This window comes from Pyxidicoccus sp. MSG2, assembly GCF_026626705.1.
Lineage (GTDB): Bacteria > Myxococcota > Myxococcia > Myxococcales > Myxococcaceae > Myxococcus.
The window spans coordinates 5,257,830-5,275,157 of sequence record NZ_JAPNKC010000001.1 but is presented as its reverse complement, the minus strand read 5'-3'; the positions used below and the strand labels follow the sequence as shown (position 1 = coordinate 5,275,157).

Genomic DNA, 17,328 nt, shown 5'->3' with positions numbered 1-17,328 from the left:
AGCTGGCGCGCACGCGTGAGTCGCGGCCCGCGTCACTCAATCGTGGAGCTGGTGACCACGATGGGCGTATCCGAGTGATTCGATATCTGCGGATACGTCACGTACCACGAGCCGCCCGTGTTGCTCTTGATGACCGAGCGGTCGATGCGGATGTCGCCCGAGTGGTCATTGCTGACGAAGAAGATGGCGCTGCCGTGGGCGTTGACCTCGTTGTGCTCGATTCGCGTGCCGCACAGGGAGAGCGTCATCTTGTTGCCATCGTTGTAGATGGCCCCGCCGCTGCCGCCGCCCGGGGTGCCCGGACTGGCGGGATTCGCGCCGTTGCCGATGGCCCGGTTGTAGGAGAAGAGGCTGTTGATGACGGTCCACGACACGCCGATGCTGCTGATGCCGCCGCCGTTGGAGCAGACCCCGCCATAGCCCGGCTTGCCGCCGAAGGTCGTGTTCACCACGTAGACGGGCAGTCCGTTGTACTGGCTGAACACCCGGAGGGCGCTGCCCCCGACGTCAGGCCCGACGTCGGCGCAGGCGTTGTTGAAGAAGCGGGAGTTGATGACCTTCACGCGCCCACCGCGCACCCAGACCGCCCCGCCTCCGTCGAACTCCGTCTCGCTCTTGGAGCTGGCGTCCACGAACGTCAGGTTCTGGAGCGTCAGCCGGGGGTGGTCCTGGTTGTCGCAGTGAGACGTCGTCCACACCTGCGCCTTGTCACAGGTGTTCATGTAGAGGATGCGGTGCTTGCCCGCGCCGCTGAGCGTCACCAGGCCCTTGCCGTCGATGACGATGTCCGGCCCCTTGTCGTTGAAGACCTTCGCCGTCTTGTCGAGCGTGAGGGTGACGGGCTCCGGTCCGCAGTCGAACGTGATGACGCCACCTCTGGCCACGGCCGCGACGAAGGCGGCGCTGGTGCAGCTCGCGGGAGTTCCCGTGCCGACGATGGTGGTGGGCTTGGAGACGTCGGCGAGGCCCGCCTCGGCGGGGACGCCGCACGTGGCCTCCGCGTTCGGATTGCCGGCGGGTGGGCCGTCCTTGGGATTCGTCAGCGGGTTGGGCACGTCCACTTCGTCCGAACAGCCCGCTGCGCAGACGAGCGCGAGCCCCACGGCCAGCGAGAGGACCGTGGGCCACCGATGAAGTCTCTGGGGATGCATGAAGGCTCCGGGATGAGCGGCAGACACCATGAGGCGACTCCGCGGTTCGCTCCAGCAGTTCGTTGATAGCAATCAGAAGCGTCGGTTTTGCGCACGAGGCACTGAATCAGCGCGCGAGGCTTCCGGCCTGCTGGGCTTCGGGCGAGAAGCCGAGCAGGGAGGCTGCGGTGCCGTGGAAGAGCTGCGCTTCTTCCTCGGCCGTGAAGCCGAGCTGGTGCACGGCCGCGGCGGCCTGCTCGGGAGTGTCCACGGGCCAGTCCGAGCCGAAGAGCACCCGGTCGACGCCCAGCTTTCGCACCAGCCAGACCAGCTCGTCCGCGTAGGGAGAGCCCGCGTAGAAGCGCGCCACGGCCGAGAGGTCGAACCAGACGTTGCGCTGATACCAGGAGTAGCCCTGCATCATCGCGAACAGCGCCATGTCATGGAAGCGCGGCCCGCCCAGATGGGCGAGGACGATGCGCGCCTTCGGATTCCTGGCCGCGAGCAGCAGGAACTTGCCGGGCTGGTTCGCGTCGAAGGGGGAGTACCCGTCGAAGAGGATGACGAGGTCCAGCTCGCTGGCCTTCTTCACCACGGCCTCCAGCGCGGGAGAGGCCACGTCGAACTGCTGCGAGTTGGGGTGGAGTTTGATCATCCGGAAGCCCAGGCCCTTCAGGCGCTCCAGCTCCGCGAGCGCCAGGTCTCCATCCTCCGGATGAACCGAGCCGACGGGGAACAGCCGGCCCTGGCTCTGTCGCGCGGCCTCCAGCACCTGGTCGTTGAGCTGACGGGTGACGTCGAGCTGCCCCCTGGGCGCCATGACGATGATGCCCGTCTTCTCCACGCCGGCCTTCGCGGCCAGGGCCAGCAGGGCCTCCGTTCCCTCCGGCTGCGATTCGCCCAGGCGCGACTGCGCGCTCCAGCTCACGTGCGTGTGGATGTCGATGAGCGGACCGGAGTACCGGGCGGTGGGGGCAGGGGTGTGAGCGCACCCTGTGAACAGGACGAGGAGCGCTGCCTGCAGGAGCAGGCCCGAGGAAGAAGGGGTTCGCATGGAGATGACTGTTCCATCTTCGAACCGAGGAGTCTCTGGCTCCGAGCGAGCTGCCACGACGACTGAGCACGCCGCGTCATCCCCGAGGGCGGGGCGGTAGGGACAGCCCCCGTTCCGCCCGAGCGCGGGTTTTTTCTGCATCGTTTTTCCCCACGTTGGCTCAGGGTGAGAGGGAGCAGGTCGAAGGAGCCAACATGCGGCAGGTTCGCGGGTGGATGTTGGTGATGGTGGTGGTGTGCTGTGCGGCCGGAGCGGCGAAGGGGGAAGCGTCACCGGACGCGCGACTGCAGAAGGCGCAGGTTGCATTCGATGAGGCGAACTCACTCTGGGACGCGGGCCGGTACGCTGACGCCATTGCGAAGGGTGAGCATGCGCTGGCGCTGCGAGAGGCGGTACTCGGGGGCACACATCCGGAGGTCGCCCGGTGTCTGGACTGGCTCGGTCGTCATCTTCAGCTTCAGGGGAACCCTGTCCGGGCCGAGCCGCTCCTTCAACGCGCGCTGGCCATTCAGGAAGCGGCGCTCGACAAGAACCACCCGGATATCGCTCAAACGCTCACCCACCTCGCTCACCTCTACCTGGCCCAGGAGTTGACCGATCGAGCCGAGCCGCTCCATGCGCGCGCGCTGGCCATTCGGGAAGCGGCCTTCGGCGAGAACCATCCCCTCGTCGCCGCGTCGCTCAACGACCTCGCCAACCTCTACGTACTCCAGTTTTCGAACGCTCGAGCCGAGCCGCTCTTCTTGCGCGCGCTGGCCATTCGAGAAGCGGCCCTCGGACAGCACCACCCGGATGTCGCTCAAACGCTCAACGACCTCGCCTATCTCTACCTCAACTTGTACCCGGAGTCGCCCGCTCGAGCCGAGCCGCTCTTCTTGCGCGCACTCTCCATCCAGGAAACGGCCCTCGGCAAGAACCATCCCGACGTCGCGAACTCACTCTGGCGCCGCGCCGAGCTCTACCAGGCCCAGGGGTTGTCCGCTCGAGCCGAGCCGCTCTATGCGCGTGCGGAGGCCATTCTGGAAGCGGCCCTCGACAAGAATCCCCCCGACGTCGCGGCTTCGCTCCTGCTCCTCGCGAGACCCTACCTGCTCCAGGGGTTGTTCGCTCGTGCCGACTCGCTCGTCGAACGTGCACTGGCCATACAGGAAGCGGCCGTCGGCGAGAGCCATCCCCTCGTTGCCGGTCCGCTCTACCGGCTTGCTCTTTCCTACGAAATCCAGGGCTTCTATGGACGGGCGGAGCCGCTCTTCTTGCGCGCGTTAGCCATCTGGGAGGTGGCTCTCGGCAAGAGCCATCCCCACGTCGCCCAACCGGCCGTCAAACTCGGCAACCTCTATCTGTCCCAGGGGTTGTACGCTCGAGCCGAGCCGCTCCTTCAGCGCGCGCTGGCCATCCGGCAAGCGGCCTTTGGCGAGAAGAACTTCTCCGTCGCCCTTTCGCTCGACAGTCTCGGCAGGCTCTACATGGCCCTGGGAGCGTACTCTCGCGCCGAGCCGCTCCTGAAGCGCGCGTTGGCGACCCTGGAGGAGGTCTCCGGCAAGAGCAACCCCTATGTTGCAAGGCCGCTCAGCAAGCTCGGCAAGATCTACCTGGCCCAGGGGCTGTACCACCACGCCAGGCCCTTTCTTCAGCGCGCGCTGGCGGTCGCGGAAGCGGCCTATGGCAGGAATGATTCCGACGTCGCCGACCCGCTGCACGACCTGGCCGATCTCTACCTGGCTCAGGGGTTGTACGGTCAGGCCCAGCCACTCTACGAGCGCACACTCGCCATTCGGGCGGCGACCACCGGCAAGAGGCATCCCCGCAACGCGGAAGCGCTCAACAGTCTTGCCATGGTCCAACTGGCCCGGCATCGCCTCCCCGAAGCCCTGCCGTTGCTCACGCGCGCCTTCGCCATCTCCGAGCAGCGTCTGCGCCAGGAGGCACTCGGCTTCTCCGAGGTGCACCTGGCCCGCTTCCTCCAGTTTCTACGCACCGACGAGGAGCGGCTCTATGCGCTGCTGCGCGCCCATCCTGACGACGCCAGCGTCAGGCGCCTGTCCCTCAGCGCGGCCCTGCTCCTCAAGGGCCGCTCCGTGGAGGAGAGTGCTGAAATCTCCCGGACCATCTACCGGAGCCTGGGCGCGCAGGACCGCGATGCCTTCGAGCGGTTGAGGGGGGTGCGCACCCAGCTGGCCCAGTTGTCACTCCAGGGCCCCGGATCGCTTCTACCCGCGGTCTACCAACAGCGATTCAACGAACTCTCCGAGCAGGGGACTGCCCTCGAAGCCGACCTGGCCCGGCGCTCCGCACCCCTGCGCGCGCTGGCCGAGTTGCCGCCTCCCGCGGAGATTGTCGACCGGGTCGCCGAGGCCCTGCCCGAGGACGGTGCCCTCGTCGAGTTCATCAGCTACGAGGACCGTCCGCTCGTACCCAGACGCGGCACGCCCGAGTCACGGCGGTCCGGTCAACTGCGCTACCTCGCGCTGGTACTTCTTCCAGACGCGACCATTCGCACGCTGGACCTGGGCCCGGCCGAGCCCATCGACCTGGCCGCCTCGGGTCTGCGCGATTCCCTGGCCAATCAGGACGTTGCCTTCGAGGCCCAGGCCCGGTCGGTCTACCAGCTCGTGTTCCACCCCCTGCTTCCGCTGCTGGGGAAGACGCGCCGCCTCTTCCTGGCACCGGATGGTCAGCTGGCCCTGGTGTCCTTCGCCGCCCTGCACGACGGGAAGCAGTTCCTCGTGGAGTCCTTCGACTTCACCTACCTCACCTCCGGCAAGGACCTGCTGCCCCGCGCCCAGGAGCTGGCCCCAGCGGACTCCGTCGTCGTTCTCGCCGACCCGGCCTTCGGCGCCCCGCTGCAAGCACCCGCTGCCTCCACGGGAGAGGCTTCAGCGGCACCCGAGCGCTCCGCTTCCATGGAGCGCTTCTTCTCCGCGCTGCGAGAGAGCTCGGCACAAAGAGCCTGGGAAGTCGTTCCGCTGCCAGGCACCCGCCAGGAGGCGGAGAGCATTCAACGCCTGCTTCCCCAGGCTCAGCTCTTCCTCGGCCCCGAGGCCACCAAGGAGCGGCTGCTGCACCTGCCTCCTCCCGGCATCCTCCATCTGGCCACCCACGGCTTCTTCCTGCAGGACGCCCTCGCTCCCACGGGCACCCGCGCCGCTGTTTCATTTGGTGCGCTGGGTGATGGCACTTCCGCCTCGCTGCCACCGGACCCCCTGCTGCGCTCCGGCCTCATCTTCGCGGGGGCGCGTGCCTCGGCCCCTGGCGACGCCAGCCCCCACCCGTCCCCGCCCGAGAACGCGCTGGCGACGGCCCTGGAGCTGGCCGGCCTCAACCTGTGGGGCACTCAGCTGGTGGTGCTGTCCGCCTGCGATACGGGACGCGGGGATGTCAAGCCAGGCCAGGGCGTCTACGGACTGCGCCGAGCGCTCGTGGTGGCCGGCGCGGAGACGGTGGTGATGAGTCTTTGGAAGGTGAAGGACGACACCACGCAGCATCTGATGGAGGCCTACTACCGCAACCTGCTCGAGGGGATGGGACGCGCCGCCGCCCTGCGCGAGGCCATGCGCTGGCTCCGTGCCACGAAACCCCATCCCCACTACTGGGCACCCTTCATCGCGCTGGGCCGGGACACCCCCCTCCGCGCCGTGACGCCCCACCCGCCGGTGCCAGCGTCCGCCATGCAAAGTGCCTGCCCACACCCGGGGTGAACCCGCATCGGCTGCGAGTCAGCCCAGGCATCCAGCCTGTCACGACACCCCCCGGAGGAGCGACCCTGCGGGTGGACAGTACCGGCGCAGCCGATATTCTTCGGCCCACGTAGCGTTGAACGCTGTGGAGGTTCCACGGTGCCCACGCGCAGGCCGCCCGGGACGCACCCCCTTGGTCCCGGCTCTCGCGTGGAAGGAGTGCGGTTGCCCGGACGACCTTGGAGGTCCGGCGTGCGGCGGCTCCGTTGCATCGTGGGGGGCCTGCTCGGGCCCCGGGGGGCATGAATCCCGGGGCCCGAGAGTCCTCGTTTCCCTCTCGCTACGGATGCTCGTCGGAGGCCCGTGCCGGCTGCGTGCCCGACGCGAAGGACAGCAGGTACGCCGGCTCGTCGCGCGTGCTCAGCTCCAGCAGCTCCTCCGTCAGCGAGTGCAGCGGCCACCGCGACAGCTCCGTCTTCTGGAAGTCCTTGATGGCCGCCTCCAGCGACTCAATCTGCGCGAGCGTCAGCTTGCGGCCGATTTCCTCCCCCATGTCCTGCGTGCCGGCGCGGATGAGCTGCAGGCCCGTCATGCGCTCCACCATCGTCGGCTGCTCAATCATGCGCGAGCCGATGTCCCGGTTGATGCGGCCCAGCCGCTTCACGCCCTCGGGGGGCAGGTCGCCTCGCGTGCCCACGTTGCGCGTGCGCAGCACCCACGAGCCCCGCTCCATCACGCTGCGCGACACCGCGGACATGGCCATGGCGCTGGAGTCCGGCACTCCCGCGTCCTTCAGCACCTTGCGCGCGCGCTGGTACAGGTCCGCGAAGGAGCCCTCCCGCCATGCGGGCAGCGCGGCCACCTTGTCCAGCGCGTCCAGCTCCTCGGCGCTCAGCGTCGAGCCCTGCTCCGTGTCCCCCAGCAGCAACAGCAACTGGAGCTGCATGGAGCGCGGGTGCGCCGCGGCCAGCTTCACCAGCGTGTCGTGGAACACCTTCCGGGCCTCGGCGTGTGAGGACTCGGGCAGCGCGTCCCCGCGCAGCGCGTCCATCACCGCCAGGTAGAGGGCGGGGTCCTCCAGCCTGGGCACCTGCGCCAGCAGGAAGAGGGCCTGCTCCGCGTCCAGCTTCCGCGCGCCCAGCGCCAGCATCAGCTTCACCTCGTCCGAGGTGGCGCGCGTCCACGCGGCCTTCTCCGCCTCCGCGTCGGCCGGGTCGGGCGGCAGGGGCGTGGCGCCCGGCAGCAGCCGGCTCTTCTGGAAGTCGGGCCGGCCCAGGGCCACCCAGGCCTCGCGGAAGGCCTGCTGCCAGGAGGTGCCCGGGGTGCGCCGCAGCTCGCGCAGCCGCTGGAGCAGCTTCGCCTCCTTGCTGCCCGGCACGGCGTCCTCCAGCTTCTCCAGCGCGTCGCCGGCCTCCGCGTCGTTGCCGGCCTCCAGCGCCAGGCAGGCCTGGACGAAGAGGGCGGGCGCGTGGTCCGGCGCCAGCTTCAGCGCCTCGGCCAGGGCGGCGCGCGCCTTGGCCGTGTCCCCGGTGGCGGCGGCCCGCGCCGCGCGGTCCGTGTGACGAAGGACCTCCACGGGGGCCGTCGGCATCACGGACCGGGGGCCATTCGCCTCGTGCTCGTGGTCGTGCCCACCCCCCGCCTTCGAGTGCGCGCCGGGACGGCCACCCCAGAGGACGAAGCCCGCTGCCGCGAGTGCCACCACCATGCCGCCGAGGCCGAAGAGCAGCGGCTTGCGGCGGTGGGACGGGCCGGTGGGGGTAGAGGACGGAGCGGGCGTCGGGTCCTTCATCGGGCGTTCATCTCCGGAGGCTGGGGGAGGCGCATTCCAACCTTCCGGGGGGACCGGAGCAAGCCGGGTCGCGTCGTGGAGGCGTTGTCGGATGCACCCCTGCCTCCGCGAGCGATTGACGGGGAGTACGCGCTGCTTCGGAATCCCCTCTGGAAGGTGGGGGACAGGAGGCCCCTCCCCATGGCGCTCGCGTTCCCCGTCCACCCGGTGACGGTGGGCCCCATCGTCGGGTCCACCACCGATACGTCCGTGCGCCTGTGGGGGAGGGGCGAGCCCCCGCGCCCGCCGGGCGGCCGCTACTGCTACGGCATCGCCCAGCTCCTCGCGGCCGGGTCCACCACGCCCGCGCAGGGGGCCTACTTCAAGCTGCGCGCCGAGGACGACTTCACGGGTAGTGTCGACTTCGGTGGCCTCCAGCCCGCGCACGCGTACGCGTACCGCATGGGCTACTTCTTCTCCGACGTGGAGGAGCACCTGCTGGTGCCGCCGGTGGGGCTGGAGCTCCGGGGCGCCACGGCCGGGGCCTTCCGCACCTCCCGGCCCCCGGGCAGCCCGGAGCTGTCCTTCGTCTTCGGCTCGTGCCGCAACCCGGGCCCGTCCGAGGAGGAAATCGTCGGCCTGGGCAACCGCGGCGACCGCATCTTCGACACCATCTACGAGCAGGCGGACAGCACGCCCACGGACCTGCTCCTCATGGTGGGGGACCAGATCTACGCCGACGTGCGCCGCGACGCGCACACCTTCGAGGAGTACTGCGCCACGTACCGGGACGCCTTCACCCAGCCGTGCCTGCGCCGGCTGATGGCGCGGGTGCCCACGTACATGACGCTGGACGACCACGAAATCGCCGACAACTGGTCCATGGACAAGCTGGTGGACCCGGGGCTGAGCAACGAGGCGCGCTGGGCGAACCGGGTGCGCTTCCAATCAGCGATGGAGGCGTACCGCGCCTACCAGGTGGTGCACGGGCCGGCCCTGGAGCGGCGCGACGTGCCGGGGCTCACCAACACGCTGACGCGCTACTGGTACGACTTCCAGGTGGGGCCCGCGCGCTTCTTCGTGCTCGACACGCGCACGGAGCGCTACCACCTGGCCCGGCCGCCGCAAATCATCGGCCCGCCGCAACTGGACGCGCTGAAGCACTGGCTGACGAAGGACGCGGGCGGGCTGAAGTTCGTGGTGTCCTCGGTGCCGCTCTTCCCGGACGTGAACCTGGCGGGCCTGATGACGGTGGAGCGCCGTGACAAGTGGGCGGGCTTCCTGCTCCAGCGCCAGCACCTGCTGGACTTCATCCGCGACAACGGCGTGCGGCGCGTGGTGTTCCTCTCCGGAGACATCCACGCGTCGCTGTGGAGCGAGCTGCGCAGCAAGTCACGGCCCGACTTCCGCCTCTACTCCGTCATCTCGTCGGCCTTCTCGGCGCCGGTCTTCGTGCCGCCGGAGTTCATGTACGAGCAGGCCGGCGTCCTCGACGGGCAGTCGGACTACGTCATCACCCGGCACGGTGGCTACGTGCAGCTGAGCAACTTCACGCGCCTCACCTGGAAGGAGCCGGTGCTGCGCGTGGAGGTGTTCGAGCGCAAGGGCGCGCGCGTCCAGGACGCGGAATTGCGGCTGGACGCTTGAGCCGCGTCAGTCCTTGTAGGTGACGCGGGAGCCGCCGCTGGTGTCCACGTCGCTCCTACCCGGGCGGGACACGAGGCGGATGGTGCTGCCGCCGGAGGCATCACCGGAGACGCGCTCGGAGACGTCCGCCTCCACGCGCGAGCCGCCGCTGGCCTCGGCCTCCAGCTCCTTCAGGCCCTTCACGTCGAAGGCGAGGACCTCGGCGCCGCCGCTGGCCTCGGCGTCCATCTCCCGCGCGCGGCCGGACAGCTTCACGCGCGAGCCGCCGCTGGCCTCGGCGTCCACCTTGCGCGCGTTCACGCCGCGCACGGTGAGGACGGCGCCGCCGCTGGCCTCGGCGGTGAACTCATCGGTCTCGGTGGCCTCGGCCTCGACGTGGCTGCCGCCGCTGGCGCCCACTGCGAGCACCTTGGGGCTGGTGACGTAGAGGTGCACCTTGCCGCCGCGGAAGTTGCTGAAGAGGCCATCGCGCTCGACCTCCGTGACGAGCGTCCCGTCCTCCACCTTGAGCTTCACGCGGGCCACCAGGTCCGACGGGCCTTCGAGGCGTACGGACTTGGGACCGACCTTCACCTCGGCCTGGATGCCGTGGCTCACGGCCACGCTGTGGAAGTCGGGCACGTCGCGGGACTCGCCCTTCTGGGCGGAGGTGTCGTTCTTCTGCGCCTCCTGGGCATGGGCACACGCGGCGAGCGCGAGGAAGGAGACGAGGAAGGAGATGCGGGCGGTCTTCATGGGGCACGCTCCAAAAGACTTGGGGCCCGGCGCGGACCCCGTCATGCCCGGGGTACGGACGACACGTGAAACCGATTGCATCCGCCTACTGGCGGGACAGCATCTCCAGGGGGATGCGGACGGCGGTGGTCTCCCCGGGCTTGATTTCCACCGGGAGCTTGAGCGCCTTCCCATTGCCGTCCACCAGCTTGAGGATCTGCTTGCCGGAGGGCAGCTTCACCTTGAAGAGCGGGGTGTCCCCCAGCTCACTGCTGCCGAGGAAGACCTTGGCGTAGGGCTCGGTGACCAGGGTGAGGAAGCCGGGCTCGGCTGCCTGGGCGCTGTCCGAGTCGGTCGAGGCCGCCGGGGCATTCGTGCCCGTGCCGGCCTCGGGCTTCCTGGGCGTGGTGTCCCGGGTGCGCTTGGGCCCCCGGGTGGGCTTCCTGGGCGTGGGGGAGTCCTCGGGCGGGGGGCCGTCGTCCTGCGCCACTGTCGGGGGTTCCGCGGGCTTCGTCTCGGCGTCCGGGGTCGCTTCGGCCGTGTCCACCGCGGTGACGGAGTCCACGGCGTCAGGGCCGGAGTTGGCATTCGCGACGGGAGCCGGGCTGGAGCCCTGCACGGGCGGCGTGGTGCCGGTGTCCGGCGCCGTGGTTGGAGCGTTCGCGCCGACGGCCACGGGCGGCTTCGCGGGAGTGTTGCCCTGGGCGGTGGTCGGAGGAGGCGGCGGAGTGCCCTGCTTCGGTTCCAGGCCGAGCATGGGCTTCACCCAGGCGGAGACCCGTCCCCCGTCCAGGCCCAGAATCACGGTGACCGCACCACCGCCGAGCAGCAGCAGCACCACGACGAGGGCCATCCACGCGCCGCCGCGTCGCTCGTGGCGGACGCGCATGCCACTCTGGGTGTTCTCGTGCGCGTCCTCGTCATCGAACGCCGCGCCCTCCACGTCCCTGGGGAAGACGTCCCTGTCGGATTTGAGCGCGCGGACCGCTTCCGTGCGGACCTCCGGCTCCGGGAAGGAAGGGGGAGGGGGCGGCTGACGGCGCCGGCTCGACTTGATGCGTCGCGGAGTGTTCGTGGGCGTGATGGAAACAGTCTCTTCCGGGCGCTCCGGTAGCGCGCGAGCCCTGTGCCCTTCGCGCTCGGCGGAGGACTGCGGACGGGACACCGCGGACGGCTCGGCCTGGTGCCCCGCACGCGACATCGCGGCCTGGGCTTCGCGCTCCGGCGGAGGCGGAGGCGGAGGCGGGCGCGAGGCCGCCTGGGCTTCACGCTCCGAGGGCGGCGGGGGCGGGCGCGAGGCCGTCTGCACTTCGCGCTCGGCATGCGGCTGACGCGCTGGCGCCGGTGCCTCGCGCTCGGCATGCGGCTGCCGGGACTGCGCCTGTCCCTCGCGCTCCGACGGAGTCTGGCGCGCCGCTGCCTGGGCCTCACGCTCCGAGGCAGCCTGGCGGGACGGTGTCAGGGCCTCACGCTCCAACGGCGGTGCGGGCGGGCGCGACGGTGTCTGGGCCTCACGCTCCGAGGGAGGCGCGGGAGGCCGGACCATCGCCTTCTGGAGGTCCCGCTCCACGGGTGCGGTGGGAGGCCGGACCATCGCCGTCTGGAGGTCCCGCTCCATGGGCGCGGTGGGAGGCCGGACCATCGCCGTCTGCGCATCGCGCTCCATGGGCGCGGCGGGAGGCCGGACCATCGCCGTCTGAAGGTCGCGCTCGTCCCCTGCCGCACCCGGGCGCACCATCGCCGTCTGCGCATCGCGCTCGGGGCTCGGTGGGGTGAGGGCCGGAGTGATGCGCAGGTTGTCCAGCGTGCCGCGCCCGGAGCGGGCCCGCGCGGGCTCCTCCGCGCCTCGAGCGGAGGCCTCCGGCGGTGCCACCGCGCGAAGCCCGTCCTGGGTGTTGCGAGGGCCGCGAGGCGCACGCACCGGCTCGTCCTGGAGCGTCGACGGCTCCGGCGCCACGCCGCCGCGCTGGGCCGGCCGCGAGCTGTTGTCCTCGGCCGCGGGGTGCGGCGCGGTGATCTGCTGCGCGCGGACGGTGTGCTCCGGCATCAGCGCGGGCCGTCCCGGCTGGGTGCGGGCGCCCGACTGCTCGTGTACGGGCGGCGCCACCGACTCGGAGGGAGGCGGCGTCGGGCGGGCGACCTCCCCGGACATGGTGCGCGCGGCCGCGCGCTTCTGCGCCGCCGGGGACGAGGCCTTGCGCACCGTGCCCACCTCGGCGGGAGGCGGAGGCAGCGTGGGCGCGGACACCGTGGGCCGCCGGACCGCGGGCGCGCCCTGCGCCGGAGTGGCGGGCTTCGCCTGCGCCGAGCCCTTCACCGTGGGCACCGCCACCGAGGGCCGCTGGGGCACCGGAGCCGGCACGCTGGCGGCACCCGTGGGGAGCTCGGACTCCGAGCCCATGGCCAGCACCTTCGCGAGGTTCAGCTCACCCGTCGCGTCCGCGGTGATGGCCTGTCCGGCCATGAGCAACTGCCGCGTCTGCTCGCGCCGGTCGGAGAAGAGGCGGAGCATCAGCTCGCTGCTCTGCTCGGGGTGCCAGATGAGCGGGCCCACCGCGCGCTCCAGGGCGCGGGCGAACTCCAGCGTGGTGGCGTAGCGGTCCCCGCGCTTCTTCGACAGCGCGCGCATGACGATGGCGTCCAGCTCCGGCGGCACCTGCTTGTTGGTGCGAGACGGCGGCGTCACCTCGCACTTGAGCACCGCGTTCATCATCGCCTCGGCCTGCTTCGCGTAGAACAACCGCATGCCGGTGAGGCACTCGTGCAGCACCACGCCCAGGCTGAACAAGTCACTGCGAGCATCCAGCGGCTCGCCCATGATCTGCTCCGGGGACATGTAGCCGCTGGTGCCCTTCACCATGCCCACCGCGGTGCGGCTGGCGCGGGCCAGGCTCTTGGCGATGCCGAAGTCGAGCAGCTTGGTGACGCCCTCGTACGTCACCATGATGTTCTTCTCGGCCACGTCACGGTGGATGACGGGCGAGGGGCGACCCAGCGGGTCCGTGAAGGTGTGCGCGTAGTGGAGCGCCACGGCGGTGTCGCGCACCGCCATCAGGCTGTAGCCCAGGGGAATGGGGTGGTTGGCCTGCCGGCACGCCCGAGCCACCTCCACCAGCGTGGCGCCCGGCACGAACTCCATGGACAGGAACAGCTCGCCGTCGGCGATGTCCAGGTCGTACACCTGGGCGATGTGCGGGTGGTTGAACGCGGCCGTTACCTTGGCCTCGTCCAGGAACATCCGGACGAACTCCTCCTCGCCGCGGATGTCGGGGAGGATCTGCTTCAGCACCACCAGCTTGCGGAAACCCGCCAGTCCCCGCTGGGACGCGAGGAAGATCTCCGCCATCCCGCCCGTAGACAGGCGGCAGAGCACCTCGTACTTGCCCAGCGAGCGCGCATCCGGCGCGAGCGGCAGCGTGTTCCCACTCATCGGAATCCGCCGAATCTACACGCTCAGCCGGACGGACGCGAAAGCCCGGCCACCACCGGTCTGATACAAGACTGCACGACTTCCTGGGATGGTCTGAATTGAAGCCCCATTCAGGTAGGGAATCGTGCGCGAAGCTGGCACGAATCGAGGGCCCTCAGGGAGGGCTGCCGGGGAGGGACGGCCTGAGCCGCTCGGAGGGGACGACCTGGCGGGTCCGGTGGGCGCTGGACCAGAAGAGGCGGGCGGTGGCGACGCCGGACTGCTCGTAGAACTCCATCCGGAGGGCATGGGCGCGGCCGGCCTGGAGGGCCACGGTGGCGCTGTTCTCCGTCGTCTCGTGGCGGGTCCAGTTGTCGATGAGGAGCTGCCCGTCCACCCACAGCCGGACGCCGTCGTTGCTCTGGGTGTAGAGGGTGTAGGTCTCCGAATACTGGGGCACCACGCTGCCCGTCCACCGGACGGAGAAGGTGTCCGCGCTCATGGAGGGCGCCGGTGCGTCGTTGCCCCAGCGGAAGTCCACCGTGGCGTCCATGCGCTCCAGCTTTGGGCCGGTGAAGTCCGGCCCGTCGAAGTACTCGGCGCGCAGGCCCGTGCTGGCGGGGGCGGGGGTGAAGACGGCGGTGTAGCGCGTGTCCACGTCCGGCGTGCGCACGTCGTGTTGCGCGGGGGTGCCGTCGGCCCAGGCCGAGAAGACATACGTCACCCCGTCCTTCACCTGCGGCGACACGATGCCCAGCGAGCGGACCATGCCCACCACGCCCACCACCTGCGAGGGGGCGTCGAGCGGCTGCCCGTCCAGCGTCACCCGCAGGCCGGACGGCTGCGAGTCCAGGGTGAGCCGCACCTTGCGCGGGTTCACGTCGCGGACCCCCTCGTGCGTGAGGCCGCTGGAGTCCTTCACCGTGAGGTGGATGCGGTACCAGACGTCGGAGGCCGTCTCGCCGATGTCCGGCACGGTGAAGCTGCCACTGCGCGAGCCCGAGGTGGGCGGGACGAAGGGGTGCACGTGCTCGGCATGGTGGAAGTCCACCCGCCAGGTGAAGGCGCTCGCGGGGAGCGTGCCGTCCTCCGCGTCCGTGGCCTGCCCGGAGAAGGAGATGACCTGGGTGGCGCGGTACACCGTGCCGGCCGACGGCGTGAGGAGGGTGGCCACCGGCGCGGTGCCGGCGGGCACGGTGAGCACGGCCTCGTTGCTGAGCACGGCGCCTGTGCTGTTGGACACGCGCACCCGGAAGCGCGCGCCCGAGTCGGACACGGCCACGGAGGACAGCGTGAGGCTCTGGCCCGTCTTGCCGGGCAGGTCCACGCCGTTCTGCTGCCACTGCCAGGACAGGGGCGCGGTGCCGGTGGCCTGCGCGGAGAAGGTGGCGGTGCCGCCGGCGACGACGCGCTGGCTGACGGGCTGACTGACGATGACGGGGGCGCCGCCGTCGGGCGTGTACTGGATGCGGCGCACCGAGTCCCTGCCGCGGTCCAGGTAGTAGAGGTCTCCGTCGGGGCCCACGTCGAGGTCCACGGGTGCATCCAGGCCGCTGGCGAAGGGCTCGGTGGTGCCGGTGTCGGGGTCGAGGACGCGAATCCAGCCGCTGCAGTAGTCCGCGAAGAAGTAGCGCCCCACATAGGTGGAGGGGAACCGCGCCTGGGCCGGGTTGTAGAGGGTGCCGCCGGTGATGGCGCAGCCGAGCGACGCGCTGTCTCCGTGGCCATAGGCATACAGCGGGGCGCGGAAGCGCGTGTTGGTGGTGGGGCCTTCGGTGTCGGGCCAGCCGTAGTTGGAGCCGGCGACGCCCGCGTTGATTTCCTCCCATTTGGATGCGCCCACGTCGTTGATGAGCATGCGGCCGGTGCCCGGTTGAATCGCGAAGCTGAAGGGGTTGCGCAGGCCGATGGCCCAGATGGCGCGGTAGACGCCAGTGGTGCTGGAGACGAAGGGGTTGTCGGTGGGGATGGAGCCGTCCCGGTTGAGGCGGAGCAGCTTCCCCTTGAGGGTGGTGAGCTCGCGCGCGTTGGCGGAGCGCGTGTTGTCGCCCACGGCCGCGTAGAGCTTCCCGTCCGTGCCGAAGTGGAGCGCGCCGCCGTTGTGGTTGGTGGCGGAGGTGAGCGGGTCCAGGTCCAGGAGAACGACTTCGCTGCCGACGACGGCGCGGTTGCCATTGGCGGTGAAGCGGCTGATGCGGTTGTGGAGCACGGGCGTGGGGGACGTGTAATAGACATACACATACGGCTGCTGCGGGAAGCCCGGGTCGAAGGCGAGGCCGAGCAGGCCGCGCTCGCCGCTGTCATCGGTGGTCAGGGTGACGAAGGGCTCGGAGAGGAGCTGGCCGTTCTGGATGACGCGCAAGGCGCCTTCCTGCTCGCAGACGAAGAGGCGGCCGTCGGGTGCGAAGGCCATGGCCGTGGGGCTGGAGAGTCCGTCGGTGACCTCGGTGTCGGAGAAGAGGGGCGGGAGCGCGGCGGCGCGGTGCTGGCCGGTGGAGGACCCGGGGAGCGCGGGCTCCGCGGCCGGTTCGGGTTCGGCGCAGCTTGCGAGACACAGCAGGCAGGCGAGGGACGGGAGGAGAAGGTGGCTCCGCATGGCGTCACGCTCCGGTGAGTGGACTGCCGGCGCTTTCAGGGCGTCGGCAGGCGCGAAGGTGGAGCGACGGCGCGCGCGCGGAAGGGGCGGGCGCGGAGCGGATGTCGGGAAGCGGAGGCTGATGCGGAGCGAATGAAAGGGAGACGCCAGGACTCACGGACCCGGAGGAGGGGACGGGTCCGCCAGTGCATGCGGATTCTGTCGCGAGGGCTACGTGTCCGGCTGGCACACCCAGGGTCGGTCCGGTTTCTTTCCCTGCTGGCAGCGATAGCCATTGGCGCAGGTGTCGGGGACGTGAGGGTCACAGCTGGGGAGGCAGTGCCAGCGGTCGCAGGTGAAGCCGGTGGGGCAGGCGGGCTTGCCCGGGCCACATTCCTCGACGCACTCCGTCCAGACCTTGCCGGGCTTCTTGACCGAACTGTTATCCCGGCACCTGCGCCCATCGGGACATGGGGACTGCTGGCAGTTGGGCCCGTAGACCACCGCGCACTGCGAGACTCCGTCTTCGTGGCGGATGCATTGCTGGCCTTCGGGGCACCCTCGTATTTCACACGTCGGCAGGCAGATGGGTTCGGGCGGTACGTCCTTCGCGCAGAAGAAGCCGTCCGGGCAGCTCGCTGGTTCATTCGCGCGACAGGGGCGGCCACACCATCCCGCCCCGGAATCCGCGCACAGCAGCCCCTGCTCACACGCATACTCCCGGTCCGGCGGAAGCGGGAGGCATTCCTCACCTTCCTTGCGCACTCCCAACGGCATGCAGAAGCGCACGAGCCGTTCCTCTCCCACGGAGCCCACATCGCGACATACGAGCCCGTCAGGGCATTGGGCGTCCGTCAGGCATTGGCTGTCGGTGCAGTAGTGGGTGTAGATGCGAGCGTCTATCACGCAACCCATGGGCTGCTCGCAGTCCGAGTCCTTCTGACAATACCGGTGATACGTCACCCGTTGCATGCGCTCCTCGAAGGAGAGCACCGGGCTGACCCGGGTGCCTTCAGAAGCAGGTGCTTGGACTCCGAAGCGAAGGACGCCCAGCACCATGAGCAACGGGATGGGAATCAGCCCGCTTGCAATGACCCCGAGGGTCTTCTGCCATCTCATGGGTCGCAAGCCTCGAGGCATTCATCGCTGTCCTCTTTGCCCACGCAATGCTTCTCGTACTCCGGCTGCTCGCAGCCGTGCTCCTCGAGCCACGTCTTCACGTCCTTGTGGGAAGCCCTGTCGAGCGCCCCACCAGGCATGTGATTCCGAGGGCAGCCTGTCAGGACCGCCAGCAGCGACACGTCCACACACACGGTTCGCCAACGCATTCGCGGTCCCCCCAGCGAAAAGC

The 17,328-nt window shown here is 70.0% G+C and carries 8 protein-coding genes; 2 read left to right on the top strand and 6 right to left on the bottom strand.

Annotated features, from left to right (window positions below):
* Positions 1-32: 32 nt before the first annotated feature.
* Together OV427_RS20430 and OV427_RS20425 are read right to left on the bottom strand one after the other, a co-directional pair.
* Positions 33-1,151, bottom strand: coding sequence for a hypothetical protein (locus tag OV427_RS20430; protein WP_267857808.1), 1,119 nt, complete (start codon positions 1,149-1,151; stop codon positions 33-35).
* A 106-nt stretch (positions 1,152-1,257) separates the two neighbouring features.
* Positions 1,258-2,184: an amidohydrolase family protein gene (locus OV427_RS20425; RefSeq protein ID WP_267857807.1), complete on the bottom strand. Its 927-nt coding sequence runs from the start codon at positions 2,182-2,184 to the stop codon at positions 1,258-1,260.
* A 215-nt stretch (positions 2,185-2,399) separates the two neighbouring features.
* Here OV427_RS20425 and OV427_RS20420 point away from each other — a divergent pair, with 215 nt between their 5' ends.
* Positions 2,400-5,882, top strand: coding sequence for a tetratricopeptide repeat protein (locus OV427_RS20420; RefSeq protein ID WP_420718362.1), 3,483 nt, complete (start codon positions 2,400-2,402; stop codon positions 5,880-5,882).
* Between the two features lie 319 nt (positions 5,883-6,201).
* Here OV427_RS20420 and OV427_RS20415 read toward each other — a convergent pair whose 3' ends face one another.
* On the bottom strand, positions 6,202-7,653 hold the full coding sequence (locus OV427_RS20415) for a hypothetical protein (protein ID WP_267857806.1): 1,452 nt from the start codon (positions 7,651-7,653) through the stop codon (positions 6,202-6,204).
* Between the two features lie 180 nt (positions 7,654-7,833).
* Between OV427_RS20415 and OV427_RS20410 the strand changes: the two genes are divergently transcribed.
* Positions 7,834-9,279: an alkaline phosphatase D family protein gene (locus tag OV427_RS20410; RefSeq protein WP_267857805.1), complete on the top strand. Its 1,446-nt coding sequence runs from the start codon at positions 7,834-7,836 to the stop codon at positions 9,277-9,279.
* Positions 9,280-9,285: 6 nt separating this feature from the next.
* Here the strand turns inward: OV427_RS20410 and OV427_RS20405 are convergent, their stop codons facing one another.
* The 3 genes from OV427_RS20405 to OV427_RS20395 all read right to left on the bottom strand — a co-directional run bounded on the left by OV427_RS20405 (position 9,286) and on the right by OV427_RS20395 (position 15,998).
* Positions 9,286-10,014, bottom strand: coding sequence for a head GIN domain-containing protein (locus OV427_RS20405; protein WP_267857804.1), 729 nt, complete (start codon positions 10,012-10,014; stop codon positions 9,286-9,288).
* A gap of 85 nt (positions 10,015-10,099) precedes the next feature.
* On the bottom strand, positions 10,100-13,423 hold the full coding sequence (locus OV427_RS20400; RefSeq protein WP_267857803.1) for a serine/threonine-protein kinase: 3,324 nt from the start codon (positions 13,421-13,423) through the stop codon (positions 10,100-10,102).
* Between the two features lie 154 nt (positions 13,424-13,577).
* Positions 13,578-15,998: a PQQ-dependent sugar dehydrogenase gene (locus OV427_RS20395; protein WP_267857802.1), complete on the bottom strand. Its 2,421-nt coding sequence runs from the start codon at positions 15,996-15,998 to the stop codon at positions 13,578-13,580.
* Positions 15,999-17,328 lie beyond the last annotated feature (1,330 nt).